Genomic DNA, 16,016 nt, shown 5'->3' with positions numbered 1-16,016 from the left:
GAGAGGCGCTCCTCGATGCAGGCGCACGCATCTTCCAAGTTGCGAACTCCCCGGTCACCAATGTTTGCGAGCCTGCCTGGATCGTTCAACAACTCGAGGATGAAAGCCGCATCCTCGGGAACGACTCCCGTGAGCAGGAGCTGCTCGGTACGCAATTCCGTCATGCCTATCACGCGCTCCCGTTAACCTGCCGCCTGCTCGCGCGCCTCCTTGTGTAGGCCGAGAGTTTGTTCGCACCTTTGGCGACGGCTTGGTCCAGGCCGGATCGGGGCTGAACGGGTGCGTATCGAATAGTGATTATTGGCATTCATGGTCGGGCCTGTCTTTGCCAAGAGATAAGCAACGCGGCATGCTGAAATAGAGCTGAAATTAGCAGCTTGCTGCCGTAGCGAGGAATGCCACCAGCCGCATGGCACCTAGAGACCAACGTTTTTACTCTGCAGAGACCTCTAAGCCCGTTCAGTGAGAAGCATATGTCTGTACTGCACCATCTATTAATTTGCGCGTCGATGGCATCGATTCCATAGCAAGAGGTCATTGGATTGTTGAGTTTCGCCGTCCTACTTTTTTCTTGTTTCCAAGGACATCGAAGGATGAAGACATACAACAACAATCTCGAGGCAGTGTCGCGGCAAACGGCAGATCGGTGCCAGGTCACGCAGCAAGACGGCACGGAGCGACCGCTTCGGAACGAATACTGGGACAACAAGGAGCCGGGACTCTACGTCGATGTGGTGCTCGGCGGGTCACTATTCGCGTCCGCCGGTACCGATTGTCGGTCGAAATCGCAGTCTCGCCTGAGCTCTCCTTCACCGATTTCGAGGAAGGAATGTAGAGAACCTCTTTGTTGTCGGTGCATCCATCCATCTCTTCAAGGAGGGCAACAACCCGATAGGCCTTTAGGAGCATGCGCGCTTCGACTCGGCGACGATTTCAACAAATACGTTGCGCGGCCGCTCCACCTCTGATCCCGATCTAAGAAAGGATGTTCCAATGAAAGGCACGAGAAAGACTGGAGTGTTTATCGCGGTGCTCGTACTTGCGGGAGCAACCGCGAACTCCGGCTACGCACAGGACGCCGAGCACGGAAAAACTATCTTCAAAGCTTGCGCAGCATGCCATGCAACGGATCAAGCCAATCGCGTCGGGCCGGGCCTGGAAGGCATCATCGGCAGGAAGGCGGGCACGGCTCCCGGCTTCCACTACAGTGACGCGATGAAGCAATCTGGCATTGTCTGGGATGCGAAGACCGTTGATGCGTATCTGGAGTCGCCACAGAAGGTGGTTCCCGGAAACAAGATGACCTACGCAGGGGTGAAGAACCCGACGGACCGGACGGACCTCGTTACTTATCTGGCTACGTTGAAGTAGCGGCTCGTTGATCGAGGCGCCAGCAAGACCTCATCCATTCGGACGTTACGTCGATACGCAGTTGCGGCCTTCGCAGGCGCCCGGATCCACCAGGCGATTTGACCTGACCTCTGATTTTTCAATGCAGACTGGATCGCGATTCCGGGTTTGGGGGGCAGCAAGACAATGATCGGACAACTGACCAAAGCTGAACGTCAGTACGCGCTATTGATCCTGCTCGGGATCGGGCTGTGCGGACTGATACTGGGCATCGCAAGCAAGGACGATCCACTCGGCATTCACGGCGCGCTCATCGGGATCGCGGCGCTCGCCGGAGTCTTCAAAGTCATATCGATCTATTACGATCCCGAGCCAGACGACGAACGCCTCACCCGCTACTACGACGACCCAACAAAGTTTGGCATCATTCTCGCGATGATCTGGGCCGTGTTCGGCCTCTTTATTGGTGACTGGGTGGCGTGGCTTTTGGTGAAACCCGACTTCACGTTCGATGCCGGCTGGGCCAGCTTCGGACGGCTGCGTCCCGTTCACACCACCAGCGTGCTCTTCGGCTTCGGCGGCAACGCACTGATCGCTACATCCTACTACGTGCTGCAGCGGACCTCGCGCGCACGCCTGCCCGATCAGCTCAGCCCGTGGTTCGTGCTGCTCGGCTACAATCTGTTTTGCGTGCTCGCCGTCACCGGCTATATGATGGGTATCACGCAGTCCAAGGAATACGCGGAGCCGGAGTGGTACGCGGACATCTGGCTGTTGGTTGTGTGGGTCGTATACTTCGCCATCTACCTGCGCACGCTCGCGCGGCGCAAGGAACCGCACATCTATGTGGCCAACTGGTACTACATGGCCTTCATCCTGGTGATCGCGATCCTGCACATCGTCAACAACCTCGCTGTCCCCGTCTCCTTCGGCAGCGCCAAGAGCTACTCGCTGTTCTCCGGCGTGCAGGATGCCATGACCGAATGGTGGTACGGTCACAACGCCGTCGCCTTCTTCCTCACCGCCGGCTTCCTCGGCATGATGTACTACTTCGTGCCGGTACGCGCCGGACGGCCGATCTATTCCTACCGGATGTCCATTATCAGCTTTTGGGGCATCACCTTCTTCTACATGTGGGCGGGCTCGCATCACCTGCACTACACGGCGTTGCCGCAATGGGTGCAGACGCTGGGCATGACGTTCTCGCTGATGCTGCTGATTCCCTCGTGGGCGTCCGCCGCCAACGCGCTGCTGACGCTGAACGGCGCGTGGGACAAAGTGCGGGACGATGCGACGCTGCGCTTCATGATGGTGGCGGCGGTGTTCTATGGTATCACCACGTTCGAAGGATCATTCCTCGCCATCCGCTCCGTCAACTCGCTCTCCCACTACACCGACTGGACCGTCGGCCACGTCCATGCCGGCGCGCTCGGATGGGTGGCGATGATCACGTTCGGATCGATCTATACCATTGTTCCGTGGCTCTGGAAACGCGACCGCATGTATTCGCCGCGGCTTGTCGAAGTGCATTTCTGGCTCGCCCTGGCCGGCGCCGTCGTTTACGTCTTCGCCATGTGGAATTCCGGCATCATCCAGGGGCTGATGTGGCGGACCTACAATGAGAGCGGCACGTTGGCCTATTCCTTCGTCGACTCACTAATAGCGATGCGTCCCTACTACATCGCGCGCGCCATCGGCGGCCTGCTGTTCCTGATCGGCGGCATCGTCGGCGCCTATAACATCTGGATGACGATCAAGACCGAGAGCAAGGTCCTGCCTGAATCCGGAGCCGATGCCCCGGAGCCCGTACTCGGCGGCGAGGCCGTCCTTCAACCGGGAGAGTAAGCCGTGTTCGGATTGCACTATCGGCTCGAACGCAAAGCCATCGGCCTCACCCTGGGCATCATCCTTGTGGCCAGCATCGGCGGCCTGGTGGAAATCGCGCCGCTCTTCACCATCCACCAGACGGTGGAAGATGCGCCCGACATGCGTGTCTACACACCGCTCGAACTGGCAGGCCGCAACGTCTACATTCGGGAAGGCTGCTACGCTTGTCACTCGCAGATGGTCCGCACGCTGCGCGACGAGGTCGAACGCTACGGCCCTTACTCGCTTGCGGTTGAATCGAAATACGACCATCCGATGCTGTGGGGCTCGAAACGCACGGGACCGGACCTCGCGCGCATTGGCGGCAAATATTCCGACGAATGGCACGTCGCCCACCTCAACAACCCGCGCGACGTTCTTTCTGTCTCCGTCATGCCCGCCTATTCGTGGTTGTTGAAAACGACGCTGCGCACCGATGATCTCGGCGCGCACCTGAAGGCCCAGCGCGCCGTCGGCGTGCCCTACACCGACGACATGATCGCAAATGCGAGCAAGGACGCCTACGGCCAGGCTGCGCCGGATTCGCCCTACGCCGATGGCGTCACCCAACGTTACGGCAAGGCCACCAACGTCCGCGCCTTTGACGGCAAGCCCGGCGAACTCACCGAGATGGACGCGCTGGTCGCCTATCTCCAGGTGCTCGGCCGCCTGACCGACGCGGCTCACAAATCCGGCGCGAATGCTACGAGGTGATCATGGATCTCGGACACGGTACGCTGGTGTGGTTCTCGAAGTCGTTCGGATTGTTCTATCTGATCGCACTCTCGATCATCACCGCCGCCTACGCCTATTGGCCGTCGAACAAGAAGGTGTTCGATCACGCCGCGAAGTCGGTCCTGCGCAATGAGGATGAGCCATGGCGGTAGAAGAACGCGACAACTACACCGGTTATCTCACCACCGGACACGAGTGGAACGGCATCAAGGAATTGAACACACCCGTTCCGCGCGCGGTGTACTTTTTCTTACTGATCGCTTTTGTCTTTTCGGTCGGCTACTGGGTGTTGATGCCCGCGTGGCCACTCGGCGTTAGCTACACCAAAGGACTGCTCGGCCTCGACCAGCACAACATCGTGCGGGACTCGCTGAAGCGAGCCGCCCTCGGCCGGAGCGCATGGACCAAGCAGATCGAGGCCAAAAGCTATCAGGAGATTCAGGCCGATCCTGCGCTGATGAAAATCGCTCGCCAGACCGGCCGCACCCTGTTCGGCGACAATTGCTCCGTGTGCCATGGGCTCTACGCACAGGGCGGCCACGGCTTCCCGAATCTGACCACCACCTCATGGCTGTGGGGCGGTAATCCGGAAGCAATTGCCGAGACCATCCGCGTCGGCATCAACTCGGCGCATCCCGACAGCCGCACCTCGCAGATGCCGGCTTTCGGCCATGATCAAATCCTCCAATCTGCCGATGTCGACAAGGTGGTGGCCTTCGTGCGTTCGCTCTCCGATCCATCCACCGCGAAGACCACAAAGCCCCGCGACGTGGACGCCGGCAAGGAGATCTTCGCTACCAATTGCACCGCATGTCATGGCGAGGACGCCAAGGGCCGCAGCGACGTGGGCGCACCAAACCTCACCGATAAGTTCTGGATCTATGGCGGCGATGCACAGACGATCACGAACACACTGTGGAACGGGCGGCAGGGCCACATGCCATCATGGGAAGGCCGCCTGACGCCGCTCGATCGCAAAATCCTCGCGCTCTACCTTTTCGATCAGAGGGTGCCCACCCCATGAGCGACGCGGTGGCATTGCATGGCGGATGGAAGACCACGTCCATCATCTGGCTGTCGGTCAGCCTCGGGCTGATCGTGCTGACCGCCGCCAACGTGCATCTGCTTTACGTGGCCGTCTCCTCTCAGCCGAATTGCGTCGTTCATCTCCGGCTTGGCGAAGGCAACGGCACGACCAGCTTTAGCGCGGCGACCTCGTCGTGTTCATCGAAACCGTCCATGACAACCAAAGCACTGGTGGAGTGATCGACATGACCATCATCCCAACCGTCGTGCCTCCCCTTCCCACGAAAAACCGCTGGCACCGCTTGCTTGCTCCCGCCGATGCCTTCACATGGCTTGCGAAAGGCTGGCAGGACCTGACCGTGCAGCCGACGACGAGCCTCTGCTATGGCCTGCTGATCTTTCTTACGTCAGTCGCCATCGTGGGCGGCCTGCTTCGGTTGGACTGGGACTACATCCTGTTTCCGGCGCTCGCCGGCTTTATGGTGGTTGGCCCGATCCTCGCAATCGGCCTTTATGAAAAAAGCCGCCGCCTCGCCGCAGGCCTGCCCGTCAGTCTCGCAAGCATGATCTTCGTCAGGCCGCGGTGCGGCGTTCACATCCTCTTCGCTGGCATACTGCTGTGTCTGCTGATGATCGCATGGGTGCGCGCGGCGGTGATCATCTATGCGTTGTTCTTTGGCTTGGTGCCATTTCCCGGCCTCGAGCAGATCGCACCGATGCTGTTGACCACGCCTGTTGGCTGGGCGATGCTCATTGTCGGAAGTACCGTAGGCGGATTGTTCGCGGCGTTCTCGTTCGCGATCAGCGCGTTTTCGATCCCCATGATGCTCGACAAATGCGTTGACGCTCTCACCGCCATGGGCGAGAGCACGGCGTTGGTCTGGAACAACTTGCCCGTGATGCTGACCTGGGGCGTCATTGTGCTCTCGCTATTCCTGCTCTCCCTCGCCACCGGAATGCTGGGCCTGATCATCGTGTTTCCCCTGCTCGGGCACGGTACCTGGCACGCCTATCGCGCGGTGGCGGTCGACGCCGCAATATAACGGCACGCAGCCGGCGGAATGCCGGCGACGTGCAGAAACGGAGTGCTGATGAGTTGTTGTGCGCCCGGCGCTGAACTCGCTCTCGCGATGGCCGATCCCCACGCCGCGAATGAGGAAGTGCTGCTCGCAAGCCGCATCATCGGCGACGGCGTTCGCCAGACAGACCTCTCGGTGCCCGGCATTCACTGCGGCGGCTGCATCCAGAAGGTCGAAGCGGCGCTCGGCGCGCTTCCCGGCGTAAAAAATGCGCGGGTCAATCTCTCCACCAAGCGGGTCACGATCCGCTGGCAGGCGGACAAACCGCCCGCACCGTTCATCGAGACACTCAACAACATCGGTTACGACGCATACCTTCACGATGCTGGGGCGGACGAGATCGACGAGACACTGAAGGAATTGATCCGCGCGCTTGCGGTTGCAGGTTTCGCCACTAGCAACATCATGCTGCTGTCAGTGTCGGTATGGTCCGGCGCGGAAGTCTCGATCCGCAACATGTTTCACTGGACCTCCGCACTGATCGCCTTCCCCGCGCTGATATATTCGGGCCGCGTATTCGTTTCCTCGGCTTGGCGCGCGTTACGTCGTGGACAGACCAACATGGACGTTCCGATTTCCATCGGCGTGCTGCTTGCCTTCGGCATGAGCCTCTACGAGACGTTCCATCACGAAGCGCACGCCTATTTCGACGCCGCAATCTCACTGTTGTTCTTCCTGCTGATCGGCCGCACGCTCGATCACATGATGCGCGCGCGCACACGAACTGCTGTCCGAGGCTTGGCCCGCCTGTTCTCGCACGGCGCGCTCGTGGTGCACGACGACGGCACACACACCTATCTGCCGGTGAACGAGATCCAGCCGGACATGCACATTCTGCTGGCGGCGGGCGAGCGCGTGCCTGTCGATGCGCGCGTCGAAACAGGACAATCGGAGATCGACTGCGCGCTGGTGTCCGGCGAGGGCCTGCCGCAGCCCGTTGCGCCGGGCGCGGTGCTGTCCGCGGGTACGTTGAACCTAACTGGCCCGCTCACCATCGTCGCGACGGCTGTCGCGAGAAATTCATTCCTCGCCGAAATGGTACGGATGATGGAAGCGGCCGAAGCCGGGCGCTCGGTCTACCGGCGCATCGCGGATCGCGCCTCGCGTTTCTATGCGCCGGTCGTGCATCTCACCGCGCTCCTAGCATTTATAGGCTGGATGATCGTGGAAGGCGACCTGCATCGCGCGGCAACCATCGCCATCGCGGTGCTGATCATCACCTGCCCCTGCGCGCTCGGCCTTGCCGTGCCCATGGTGCAGGTCGTTGCCGCGCGGCGTCTGTTCGAGAGCGGCGTCATGGTCAAGGATGGCGGCGCGTTGGAGCGCATCGCAGAAGTCGACACCGTAATCTTTGACAAGACCGGAACGCTGACCATGGATCAGCTGCGGCTCATGAACCGCAATGACGTCGATCCCACGGTGCTGGCGATCACCGCTTCGATCGCGGCCCATTCACGCCAACCCTACTCGCGCGCACTGGCCGCCGCGGGACGCGAGAATGCTGTCACGCCCGTGGCCCTGAACGATCTTTCAGAGCAGCCGGGCGCTGGAATGCAGGCCACCATCGGCACGACGACCTACAGGTTGGGCCGGGCGGACTGGGCGCTGACGGCGGCAACCGGACAGTCGGCCATCACCGGCGTTGTCCTCTCCGAGAACGGGCGGCTGCGCGCGGTTTTCCGTTTCGACAGCGATCTTCGCCCGGACGTCCGCGAGGCCGTGCTTGCCATCTCCAATCAAGGATGCCGCGTGGAGATCATGTCCGGCGACCGCGACGAACCGGTGCGCCATCTTGCATCGGATCTCGGACTACCCTATCGCGCCGGCGTCGCCCCCGCGGACAAAACGAAACACATCGTTGATCTGACGGAAGCAGGACACCGCGTGCTGATGGTCGGCGACGGTCTCAACGACGTGCCTGCCCTCGCCGCCGCCCATGCATCCATGGCTCCGGCCACTGCCGCCGATGTCGGACGCAATGCCGCCGACCTCGTCTTCCTGCACGACAGTCTTCTCGCCGTGCCGCAGGCCATTGCGGTTGCGCGCAATGCGAGGCAGCTCGTGCACCAGAATCTCATCCTCGCCATCGGCTACAATGCCATTGCAGTGCCCATCGCGATCCTCGGCCTTGTGACACCGCTGGTGGCGGCGGTGGCGATGTCGACCTCGTCACTGCTCGTGATCGCCAATGCCCTGCGGCTGCAAGGCTGGCGCTCGCGCAAGGATTCGCGCGCGGGCGCGCCCGCTGCCGATATCTCCCGCCAGGCGCCTGCGATGGAGAAAGCCCGATGACGGATTACTTGTTCCTGATTCCCGTTGCGCTCGCGCTCGGCGCCATAGCACTCGGCGCGTTCATGTGGTCGCTGCGAAGCGGCCAATATGACGATCTTGCGGGCGCCGCCGAACGAATCCTCTTCGAAGACCGCGATGGGCCCGCCGACACAGCCCGGGCGCACGGCGACAACCCGAGTCACCGCAACTAGTTGTTCAGTCCCGATGTGAGGTGGATTGGATCATGACGAACGCTGAAAGACATTCAAGCTTTGCGTACTTATTGTTTTTTGCCCTGCTATTGGCGTGTGGTCTATATGTGGCCTTCATCGCCGGACCAGCCCTGCGCGCAAGTGCGCAAGACCGATTTCATCTCGCGATAACGGAAGAAGATCGTGACTTCTGTGAGAAGTTTGGAATGCGCGCGGGCACCAGCGAGTTTCTCGCTTGCACTAATGAGCTAGCGGTGATCCGGCAAAAGCAGGTTGACCGTGACCGTGCGACCGAGATTGGTTTACTCTAGAATACTGGCTCCTTCATTACCATCCCCTACTTCTTCGGGCATGGCCGGTCGCGATGCTCTCAGGATCAATCAGTTCGCGCCTTGCAGCAGGCGCAGGAGCGGGTCTGCTTGCCGTAGGCGTCGTAGCCTCGGGATCAGCGGGATCGCGTTACGGTGTCACGCCGTCACGATGTGTTACGTCGCAGGCCGTTACGTTTGGGCGGCTGCACTGTGTCTGCAGTTCCATTTTCACAGCAGGCGGTTCGCGTCTTGGACAGCGTCTCCAGCCCTTATAGCACCAGAAACGCATTCAATTGGCTGATCCTGGCCTTGGATCACGCGACAACGTCATACGCGTCATAAGGATAGGCGATTGGACCGAGCGGCTTTGCGGCATGTGTCCAAACGGCACTGTGATAGTTGAGGTCAGGCGTGTTCAAGCTGAGTTGACGCGTCGCCGCTGTCAGGCCGGCAATCGTGGTTCTAATTTTCGTTTTATCAAGTGTAGCGCGGCGTCACCTTCAAGTGGAAGAATTACCCGCACTGCCCTGGTGATACCATGTGTTGCAAATGACTTTCGTGCCGACCGCGATAGACAATCTCCTGTCTACGGGTCTCTCAGGAAGACGAGCATCCCAAACGGATTCGACAAATTCGCAACCGACCCGTCCCAACTAGGTCACAGCGTGGCACTGGCTATACTTTCTACTCACCGCTCCACAGGCGTCGCTCGGCCTAGACGGACCCGACGCGTCCACGAAGTTTCTGCCGCCGTTTGGCGGGACACGCCGAATGTGGGCGGGCGGGCGTTTCGCATTTCACCAGCCGCTTCACTCCAAGAGCGGCAACGGGTTTAGAATTCTGTGCAGATGCGGCTGGTGGCATTCCTCGCTGCGGCATCACGCGGCGCGGCGGCAATAATGATCGTCTATCGACTCCATGGCGAGAGGTGATTTCCCTCGCCGGCGTTGCAAGGTCATGCTCGTTGGGTGGTTTAAAACGAACAGGAGCTACCATGAAGGTTCAGGTCCACGGCCTCGCGATTGCGCTCGCAATTGCTGTTCCTATCGCAGTGGCCACCACGGCCAAATCGTCGCTGTGCCGATCAATGGCACGTCGATCAAAGCGGCGGCGCCAGCCGTGACGACGGACGTGCGCTATCGGGTGCGGCGGGTTATCCCTACCCTTCGTACCGCGGCTATCGCACCTATAATTCGTACTGGGGCTATCCGACCCATAATTCATATTCGAGCTATCCCACCTATTACTATCCCGGCTTCCCTTACGCAGGAGGCGTCGCCCGGTTGATGTCCGCTGCAAGTAGTTAGGAGAACTATCATGACAAGGCGTTCCCTTCTGATCGCGGCAGCTAGCGGCCTCATTGTCTTTGCACCAGCAGCATACGGGCGCTCGGCCTACGACGGCTCCTGGGACCTCGTCTTCGTGACGCAAAGAGGAACCTGCGATTCCAGTTACAGCTTTACTGTCGATGTGACGAACGGAATTGTCACGCATCCCAATCTCGTGAGATTTCGAGGTTACGTCGCAAAATCCGGCGCCGTTCGCGCTTCGGTGACGGTCCAAGACAAATATGCCACGGGTGCGGGCAAATTGTTCGCAACGTCCGGTCGGGGGGCCTGGAGCGGCCGCTCAGGAACTGCGCGATGCTCAGGCTACTGGACGGCGCGACGCAATTGAAGGACGCAACGGCTGTGCGCGACCGAGTGCGACTGTAGCGCGACTCCTGGCAGCGCCAAGCCAACTTACGGAGAGGAGCGTTTTCTCGGTATACTGGGAGACCATAATGAAATGACAGTTTCCAGAATACTAGTCGGCGTTGCAGTTTTGCTCGGCTCGCTCTCAACCGGCCTCGACCGGACAATGCGGTTGGAGAAGCCTCGACCCATGAGCGCGCCCATCTGGTCGGGTGAATCCGCACCTCTCGATACTAATCGGCTAGCTCTGGTGATCGGCAATTCAACCTATCCAGATGCCGGCTCTCCTCTTCCCCAAATGACACGCGATGCGGAAGGTTTGACAAATGCTCTTCGCAAGGACGGCTTTCTCGTCGACGCCTTTGACAATGCGACGCGCCCCGACATGACCCGCGCAATCGATCATCTAAGGGCAAGAGTACATTTGAACTCAATTGTGTTAGTCTATTTCGGAGGTTACGGCATCCAATCTGACGGACAAAACTACTTAATCCCAGTCGATGCGAAGATCTGGAGTGAAGAAGATGTCCGTCGACAAGGCGTAAGCGTTGACCGTCTACTTTCGCAACTCAAGAATTCCGGAGCACGCGTCAGGCTCGTAGTCATTGAGGCCTCACGCCGTAATCCTTACGAGCGACGCTTCAGGACTTATTCACACGGACTTGCACCCATTCAAATGAGTGATAACGCGCTGATCCTGAGCTCAGCAGCGCCTGGCCAGGTCGTCGAAGACCCAGATGAACTACATAGTCAGCTGATGACCGCTCTTCTTGCGCAGATGGATTCTTTGCGGGGAATCGAGGAGGTCTTCAACAACACCCGAAACGCAGTGGTGGCTGCTACTCAGGGCCAACAGATTCCGGTTGTGTCATCTACACTAACCGAGAGTGTAAATTTTGGCCGGCATGGAGCGGCGTTCCCGTGTCCTCCGTCGCCTCTGCGACTAGCGGTCGCCACGAGTGATCATACAGATTTCTGCTGATCCAAAGATCAAAGGTCAAGGCTGACTTCCCATGGCGGACGCCACTCAATCATCTCCCGCTTGTTTGGAGCCTCCAACGCGCGCTCGCGGCGTCCCATATCGATGTCGCCGCATCGCTGAAGGTCTTTTTCGCGTTTCATGATCGTCTGTTCCTGCAATGTCATCAGCGACCACGATGTTCGCCACGCCGTAAATACGGCCGACGATGCGCTGCGCAATGCCAAACAGATCTATGATTGCCTTGGCTGCAGCGCCGAATGCGGCCGCTGCGCGCGCACCATCAGGACGATCATCGACGAGACGTATAGGGAATGTGTTAACCTGTCATGCCGGCTGCCCGCATCGCCGGATCATGGATGACGCGCAGGATGAGCCCAAAGTCGCGCCCGCAGCGCCCAACTTCCCTGGATTTGCTGGATAGGGCGTCTCGGTTTCGTGCTCAAGCCTTGGGGCAATTAGGGGGTATGGGTTGATGAACCGCGGTGCCCGTGATGATTGGCCGAATTGTTACCGTGGTATGCAGCGGAATTTGGCGGCGCCAGAATAACGATTCCGCATCAAGCCGAAATCAGTTTTTTGTCAGATCTCAACTGCCTTCGTCTAACAAAATCGCTCTATCCGCCACTCTTTGACAATGGGGAATACGGTTGAGGCGCGCTTGCCAAGCGAGAACATCGCACCGCTCCATACAATGGACCAGCTCCTCTGGATGTAGAACAAAGTCTTCATCTTCAGTGTTTGCAAGACGCAGAAGGGCTGCTTTGATCTTCTCGGAGCGCAGATCCTTCGGAACCGTCATTTGGAAACGATCGCCCGTTTGAAAGAGGAAGCCAAGCTCCGCCATCACCACAAAGCTCTCCCCTAATGGCTCATCAATCACCGATAATGGAAAGGCGGTAAGATCTCCCATCAATAATTCGACGAACTTGGTAGCCGTCGGGGAGAACACAAATGCGCACACGCATTCAAGTCGCTCAACCGCGCGCTTAAAGCCGGGATCTAATTCGAATTGCTCTTGGAGGATTTTATCGGCCTTGGCTGCCGCTAACAGCCACCCCCCCAAGAATTGAGCATCGCCAGCCTTTGGCCCTTCGATTAATGCCCAACGCTTCGTTCCATCATGCTGGTCAGTCATCACTACTGCTCCACATGTCGCGAGAAGAATTCCTAGTGAAGCGGCAGCGGCTTCGAAATTCAATGCACACCACATTCGCCGCAACAGTTACCGATCATAGCATGGTTTGGAGTCGTCGAGTGCCCCTGGCAGCCTACCATGTTAAGCGATTCAAAAGCCATCGCGCACTCGACGGTTTCGTCGCAATGTGCAGGTTCATTGCATGAGCATGGCGAAATGCGTCTTTGAGCGGCTCGAGGTCAAGCCCAGCGACAGCCACTCGAGAGCATTCGTTGCGGAATGGAATATGGTAACTGGTGCTAGGGAAGCCGATTGCTGCCGGCAACCGTCATCGAGGCGGCCATCGAGGACAACATCCGCGCCTAGTTCGATCGCAGACTATGGGCTCAGCGCGATGCTGAGATCGAGCGCGCGCGCTCTTTGGAGGGCTGACCCATACCCGCCGCCGGATTCAACGAATGGGTCACCGGGAAGTGGCCTGCTGGCTGACGTCGACCAATGGAAGGAGCACGGAGGCCTTGAATGATAGCGCCGTGTTACCATTGACGCCAAAGCTTTCCGACATCGACGTGAGCAAGACGCAGTCCTCGCGCTGGCGCGGGTTGCGGACAACCCGCGTAAGGGCCACGCCTGAGGGGCGCGGTGACAAGCGCTCGGATCACTGGGTTAAGCGACAGCAGTCGTTCCGAATTGCAAGCCGCCCGATGCGGTGGTAACTTTTTGCCAGGTCGAGCGAGCGGGCGTCCCGCGCCAGAGCGCCGAGAGCCAAACGGACACAGCGCCTTTGAGGCCAAGTCCAAGGCCAGCGGCCAACGAAGTCGGGCATCGACCACGATCCCCAAAATAAACCGCGTGCGGCGGCCGTGCTGTCGCGCACCTTGAACGCAAAAAAGCGCCGGTCCGTTGCAGCGGAGTCTCGGCGCGTGTCCAACCCGCGTAGGAGGCGGATTCATGACAACTTATTGTACCGTGACTTTGACAGCGCGCGAAGCTTTCCTGCGCAGAAGCGCCGATGAAATTCGGACGCGCGGCAAGCGCGTCGTCGGCGACATTGTCGAAATTGGGCGGCTGCTAACCGAGTGCAAGGCGCAGCTCGGTCACGGCCAATGGCTGCCATTGCTTGCGCGCGAGTTCGGGTGGAGCGAACGCACCGCCCAAAATTTCATATCGGTCCACGGGATGCTGTCTGGCAAATCCGCAACTGTTGCGGATTTGGCCATCGATGCCAAGGCGCTCTATGCGCTCGCAACCAGGTCAATGCCGAATTCAGTCCGCGAGCAAATGCTGGCACGCGCACAGCAAGGCGATCACGTTAGCCACAGGGACGTCGCGGAAGCGGTGCGGGCGATAAGATCAGTCAGCCTCGGGACCGAGCCGCCTCGCATGGGCTACAAACTTCTGGGCGATGAACCAGCGACAAACGCGCAACCTCACCCGAATGACTTGCGGGCGGCTCGGCGCCGTGCCGAGATCAACAACGCGTGGGACCGCGAGGCCCCGGCGGCTCATTTCGATCGCCTTAAAGATCCCGAGCCGGCCGTGCCGGAGCCGAGCCGGATGAAAGACCCGGTCGAGCAATGGTTGTTCGATTGGGAGCCCAACCGGCTCGCAGAGCGTGTCATTGCGGCCGACCGGATCTCGCGCGGGTATGCGCAGAACGTGGTTGATGCAATCATCGAAAAAATGGGCGCTCCGCAGCGCCGCTGAACTGACCATCGGAGCTTGATTGGTATGCCACACCGAATGGGGCGCGGGCAAAAGGGGCCTCGCCGCCGCCGGCCAGTGTCGGCAAATCGTGGAAAATATTGGCCGAGGCTTTTCGTGTGACGTAGCGCGTACCAGCAGGACATGCCGGAGACTTCGGGAGGGTGGCGCCACCGATGGTTGAGGAGCCTGGATGTGCAACCACCCCCCCCCCGGGGACTCTCTCGTCATTTCAGGCTTGCGCCGCCCGAGGAAGCAACTCGTGCTGGTGCGAAACTTATAACTTTCGCACCAAACTATTGACCACTGAATAACAAGTGTTATTTTGGTGCGAAAGTTAGGTGCGAATGGAGAGCTCAAAATGACCGTCTACGGCTATGCCCGCGTCTCTTCGAACGGGCAATCGCTCGAAGCCCAGCTCGCGGAGCTGAAGGCCGCCGGAGCCAGGAAGATTTTTCAGGAAAAGATCAGCGGCAAGAACCGCGAGCGCGCGGAGCTGGAGCGTGTGCTCAAGGCGATGGGCGAAGGCGACACGCTGATCGTGACGCGTCTTGATCGATTGGCGCGATCATCGCGCGACCTCCTGAACCTCGTCGGACAGCTCAATGATGCAGGAGTTTCATTCAAGTCGCTGAAGGAAACCTGGGCCGACACCACCAACGCGCACGGCAGGCTGATCCTGACCGTGCTCGCCGGTATTGCGGAGTTCGAGCGCGAGCTGATCGTCCAGCGCACCGGGGAAGGCCGTCAGCGCGCATTGGCGCAAGGGGTGGTGTTCGGCCGGCCGGCGAAACTGACGCATCACCAACGCCACGAGGCCCTCGCGCGGCGCCATGCCGGGGAGTCGGTAACCGCGATTGCGCGGAGCTACAACGTCCATCACAGCCTGATCAGTCGGCTGGTCTGAGATCTAGCTGTACTCGCGGCCGCCGGCACCGGTACATCCGCGATGCCGACGGCCGCTGTCGATCCCGTCGTTAGGCAGGATTGACGGACGCGATTTACCTCACACCGTCGGATTCCGCCGGCTCGGGCTCGGCTGAGTTTTCGCCCCCGATCGCCTCGCCCTCGATCTGCAACGACGGCTGCAACACCTTCGCGACTTCGTCCGGCGCGAGATAATGATCCGCGGGAATGCTGACGATGCCGATCTGCGTGACCGTACTGGCAATGTGACCATCGACCGTTAACGGCAGCGTTCTTCCAAGCAGGCCGCAAAATGCTTTCGGATGTCGCGCAGCGAGAAAGTAACAATAGCCGACTAGACCGCCCTTGCCTTTGCCATCGCTGCCATAGGCTGAAGCGGCGTCGACGATTGCAACCTTCAAGTCGCGGGGAATTTTGTTTCCGCTGCCCCGAGTGCGTCCGGGAGACCGCCGCTCACTGCCAAACGTGCCAGGTTTCGGCTTGCGCTGGCCCGGTTGGGGCTCGTGCAGGCGCGGCAGTTCGAGCGCGTCGGAAACATTTGGCATACCAAATTGAATCCCATTGTCTGCGGAAACTCACCACGCCCTTAACGTGCCGTTGGTGTTGCGCGGTCGCTGTTCCATTGAGCACCGTGACTTTAGTCGCCCGGAAACAACGCGAAGTTACGCCTTTGATCATTCCCACGATAGCCTCGACCGCGCCAACCTATGGCTCCGGCCCGCGT

Annotated in this window: 17 protein-coding genes and 1 pseudogene; 15 read left to right on the top strand and 3 right to left on the bottom strand. The window is 59.7% G+C overall.

Annotated features, from left to right (window positions below; all coding sequences use genetic code 11):
• Window positions 1-593 precede the first annotated feature (593 nt).
• From JQ553_RS35285 to JQ553_RS18570, 12 genes are all read left to right on the top strand, one after another.
• Entirely contained in the window at window positions 594-968 is a 375-nt protein-coding gene (locus JQ553_RS35285) for a peptide-methionine (R)-S-oxide reductase (protein ID WP_212501425.1), read from the top strand.
• Window positions 969-993: 25 nt separating this feature from the next.
• Window positions 994-1,371 carry a c-type cytochrome gene (locus JQ553_RS18620; RefSeq protein WP_212501424.1) on the top strand — a complete coding sequence of 126 codons (378 nt, stop codon included), beginning with the start codon at window positions 994-996 and terminating at the stop codon, window positions 1,369-1,371.
• Between the two features lie 165 nt (window positions 1,372-1,536).
• Window positions 1,537-3,195: a cytochrome-c oxidase, cbb3-type subunit I gene (gene ccoN / locus JQ553_RS18615; RefSeq protein WP_212501423.1), complete on the top strand. Its 1,659-nt coding sequence runs from the start codon at window positions 1,537-1,539 to the stop codon at window positions 3,193-3,195.
• A gap of 3 nt (window positions 3,196-3,198) precedes the next feature.
• Entirely contained in the window at window positions 3,199-3,930 is a 732-nt protein-coding gene (ccoO, locus tag JQ553_RS18610; protein ID WP_212501422.1) for a cytochrome-c oxidase, cbb3-type subunit II, read from the top strand.
• Window positions 3,931-3,932: 2 nt separating this feature from the next.
• Window positions 3,933-4,103 carry a cbb3-type cytochrome c oxidase subunit 3 gene (locus JQ553_RS18605; protein ID WP_212501421.1) on the top strand — a complete coding sequence of 57 codons (171 nt, stop codon included), beginning with the start codon at window positions 3,933-3,935 and terminating at the stop codon, window positions 4,101-4,103.
• The gene (gene ccoP / locus JQ553_RS18600) at window positions 4,094-4,975 is read left to right on the top strand and encodes a cytochrome-c oxidase, cbb3-type subunit III (RefSeq protein WP_212501420.1); all 882 of its coding nucleotides are present in this window, start codon (window positions 4,094-4,096) and stop codon (window positions 4,973-4,975) included. The genes JQ553_RS18605 and ccoP overlap by 10 nt, the downstream gene beginning before the upstream one ends.
• Complete coding sequence (locus JQ553_RS18595; protein ID WP_212501419.1) at window positions 4,972-5,217, top strand: hypothetical protein; 246 nt, start codon at window positions 4,972-4,974, stop codon at window positions 5,215-5,217. Before ccoP ends, JQ553_RS18595 begins: the two co-directional genes overlap by 4 nt.
• A 5-nt stretch (window positions 5,218-5,222) precedes the next feature.
• Window positions 5,223-6,020, top strand: coding sequence for a DUF2189 domain-containing protein (locus JQ553_RS18590; RefSeq protein WP_212501418.1), 798 nt, complete (start codon window positions 5,223-5,225; stop codon window positions 6,018-6,020).
• 48 nt (window positions 6,021-6,068) lie between these two features.
• On the top strand, window positions 6,069-8,348 hold the full coding sequence (locus JQ553_RS18585) for a heavy metal translocating P-type ATPase (protein ID WP_212501417.1): 2,280 nt from the start codon (window positions 6,069-6,071) through the stop codon (window positions 8,346-8,348).
• Complete coding sequence (ccoS, locus tag JQ553_RS18580; protein WP_212501416.1) at window positions 8,345-8,539, top strand: cbb3-type cytochrome oxidase assembly protein CcoS; 195 nt, start codon at window positions 8,345-8,347, stop codon at window positions 8,537-8,539. The genes JQ553_RS18585 and ccoS overlap by 4 nt, the downstream gene beginning before the upstream one ends.
• A 32-nt stretch (window positions 8,540-8,571) precedes the next feature.
• A complete protein-coding gene (locus JQ553_RS18575; protein WP_212501415.1) occupies window positions 8,572-8,850 on the top strand; it encodes a hypothetical protein in 279 nt (92 codons plus the stop codon).
• 1,884 nt (window positions 8,851-10,734) lie between these two features.
• A complete protein-coding gene (locus JQ553_RS18570) occupies window positions 10,735-11,526 on the top strand; it encodes a caspase family protein (RefSeq protein WP_249144372.1) in 792 nt (263 codons plus the stop codon).
• Window positions 11,527-11,534: 8 nt separating this feature from the next.
• Here the strand turns inward: JQ553_RS18570 and JQ553_RS18565 are convergent, their stop codons facing one another.
• A complete protein-coding gene (locus JQ553_RS18565) occupies window positions 11,535-11,690 on the bottom strand; it encodes a hypothetical protein (RefSeq protein WP_212501494.1) in 156 nt (51 codons plus the stop codon).
• On the opposite strand from JQ553_RS18565, the pseudogene JQ553_RS18560 reads away from it, so the two are divergent.
• A pseudogene (locus JQ553_RS18560) lies at window positions 11,665-11,947 on the top strand (bacterioferritin-associated ferredoxin). The gene JQ553_RS18565 and the pseudogene JQ553_RS18560 sit on opposite strands and share 26 nt — an antisense overlap.
• A gap of 165 nt (window positions 11,948-12,112) precedes the next feature.
• Here JQ553_RS18560 and JQ553_RS18555 read toward each other — a convergent pair.
• Window positions 12,113-12,661 (bottom strand): hypothetical protein, encoded by a 549-nt coding sequence (locus JQ553_RS18555; RefSeq protein ID WP_212501412.1) that lies wholly within the window; start codon window positions 12,659-12,661, stop codon window positions 12,113-12,115.
• A gap of 975 nt (window positions 12,662-13,636) precedes the next feature.
• Between JQ553_RS18555 and JQ553_RS18550 the strand changes: the two genes are divergently transcribed.
• Window positions 13,637-14,368 carry a DUF3102 domain-containing protein gene (locus JQ553_RS18550; protein WP_212501411.1) on the top strand — a complete coding sequence of 244 codons (732 nt, stop codon included), beginning with the start codon at window positions 13,637-13,639 and terminating at the stop codon, window positions 14,366-14,368.
• Between the two features lie 358 nt (window positions 14,369-14,726).
• Entirely contained in the window at window positions 14,727-15,272 is a 546-nt protein-coding gene (locus JQ553_RS18545) for a recombinase family protein (protein ID WP_212501410.1), read from the top strand.
• A gap of 94 nt (window positions 15,273-15,366) precedes the next feature.
• Here the strand turns inward: JQ553_RS18545 and JQ553_RS18540 are convergent, their stop codons facing one another.
• Window positions 15,367-15,837, bottom strand: coding sequence for a hypothetical protein (locus tag JQ553_RS18540; protein WP_212501409.1), 471 nt, complete (start codon window positions 15,835-15,837; stop codon window positions 15,367-15,369).
• Window positions 15,838-16,016: the final 179 nt, after the last annotated feature.

It is taken from the genome of Bradyrhizobium lablabi, assembly GCF_018131005.1.
GTDB classification, from domain to species: Bacteria; Pseudomonadota; Alphaproteobacteria; order Rhizobiales; family Xanthobacteraceae; genus Bradyrhizobium; species Bradyrhizobium lablabi_D.
Note: the sequence above shows the minus strand (reverse complement) of the source record. Positions and strands in the feature narration are given on the sequence as shown.

Coding starts and splice junctions, on each gene's coding strand:
- JQ553_RS35285 (WP_212501425.1), top strand. CDS start 594: ATGAAGACATACAACAACAATCTCGAGGCAGTGTCGCGGCAAACGGCA.
- JQ553_RS18620 (WP_212501424.1), top strand. CDS start 994: ATGAAAGGCACGAGAAAGACTGGAGTGTTTATCGCGGTGCTCGTACTT.
- ccoN (WP_212501423.1), top strand. CDS start 1,537: ATGATCGGACAACTGACCAAAGCTGAACGTCAGTACGCGCTATTGATC.
- JQ553_RS18605 (WP_212501421.1), top strand. CDS start 3,933: ATGGATCTCGGACACGGTACGCTGGTGTGGTTCTCGAAGTCGTTCGGA.
- ccoP (WP_212501420.1), top strand. CDS start 4,094: ATGGCGGTAGAAGAACGCGACAACTACACCGGTTATCTCACCACCGGA.
- JQ553_RS18595 (WP_212501419.1), top strand. CDS start 4,972: ATGAGCGACGCGGTGGCATTGCATGGCGGATGGAAGACCACGTCCATC.
- JQ553_RS18590 (WP_212501418.1), top strand. CDS start 5,223: ATGACCATCATCCCAACCGTCGTGCCTCCCCTTCCCACGAAAAACCGC.
- JQ553_RS18585 (WP_212501417.1), top strand. CDS start 6,069: ATGAGTTGTTGTGCGCCCGGCGCTGAACTCGCTCTCGCGATGGCCGAT.
- ccoS (WP_212501416.1), top strand. CDS start 8,345: ATGACGGATTACTTGTTCCTGATTCCCGTTGCGCTCGCGCTCGGCGCC.
- JQ553_RS18575 (WP_212501415.1), top strand. CDS start 8,572: ATGACGAACGCTGAAAGACATTCAAGCTTTGCGTACTTATTGTTTTTT.
- JQ553_RS18570 (WP_249144372.1), top strand. CDS start 10,735: ATGAGCGCGCCCATCTGGTCGGGTGAATCCGCACCTCTCGATACTAAT.
- JQ553_RS18565 (WP_212501494.1), bottom strand. CDS start 11,690: ATGACATTGCAGGAACAGACGATCATGAAACGCGAAAAAGACCTTCAG.
- JQ553_RS18555 (WP_212501412.1), bottom strand. CDS start 12,661: ATGACTGACCAGCATGATGGAACGAAGCGTTGGGCATTAATCGAAGGG.
- JQ553_RS18545 (WP_212501410.1), top strand. CDS start 14,727: ATGACCGTCTACGGCTATGCCCGCGTCTCTTCGAACGGGCAATCGCTC.
- JQ553_RS18540 (WP_212501409.1), bottom strand. CDS start 15,837: ATGCCAAATGTTTCCGACGCGCTCGAACTGCCGCGCCTGCACGAGCCC.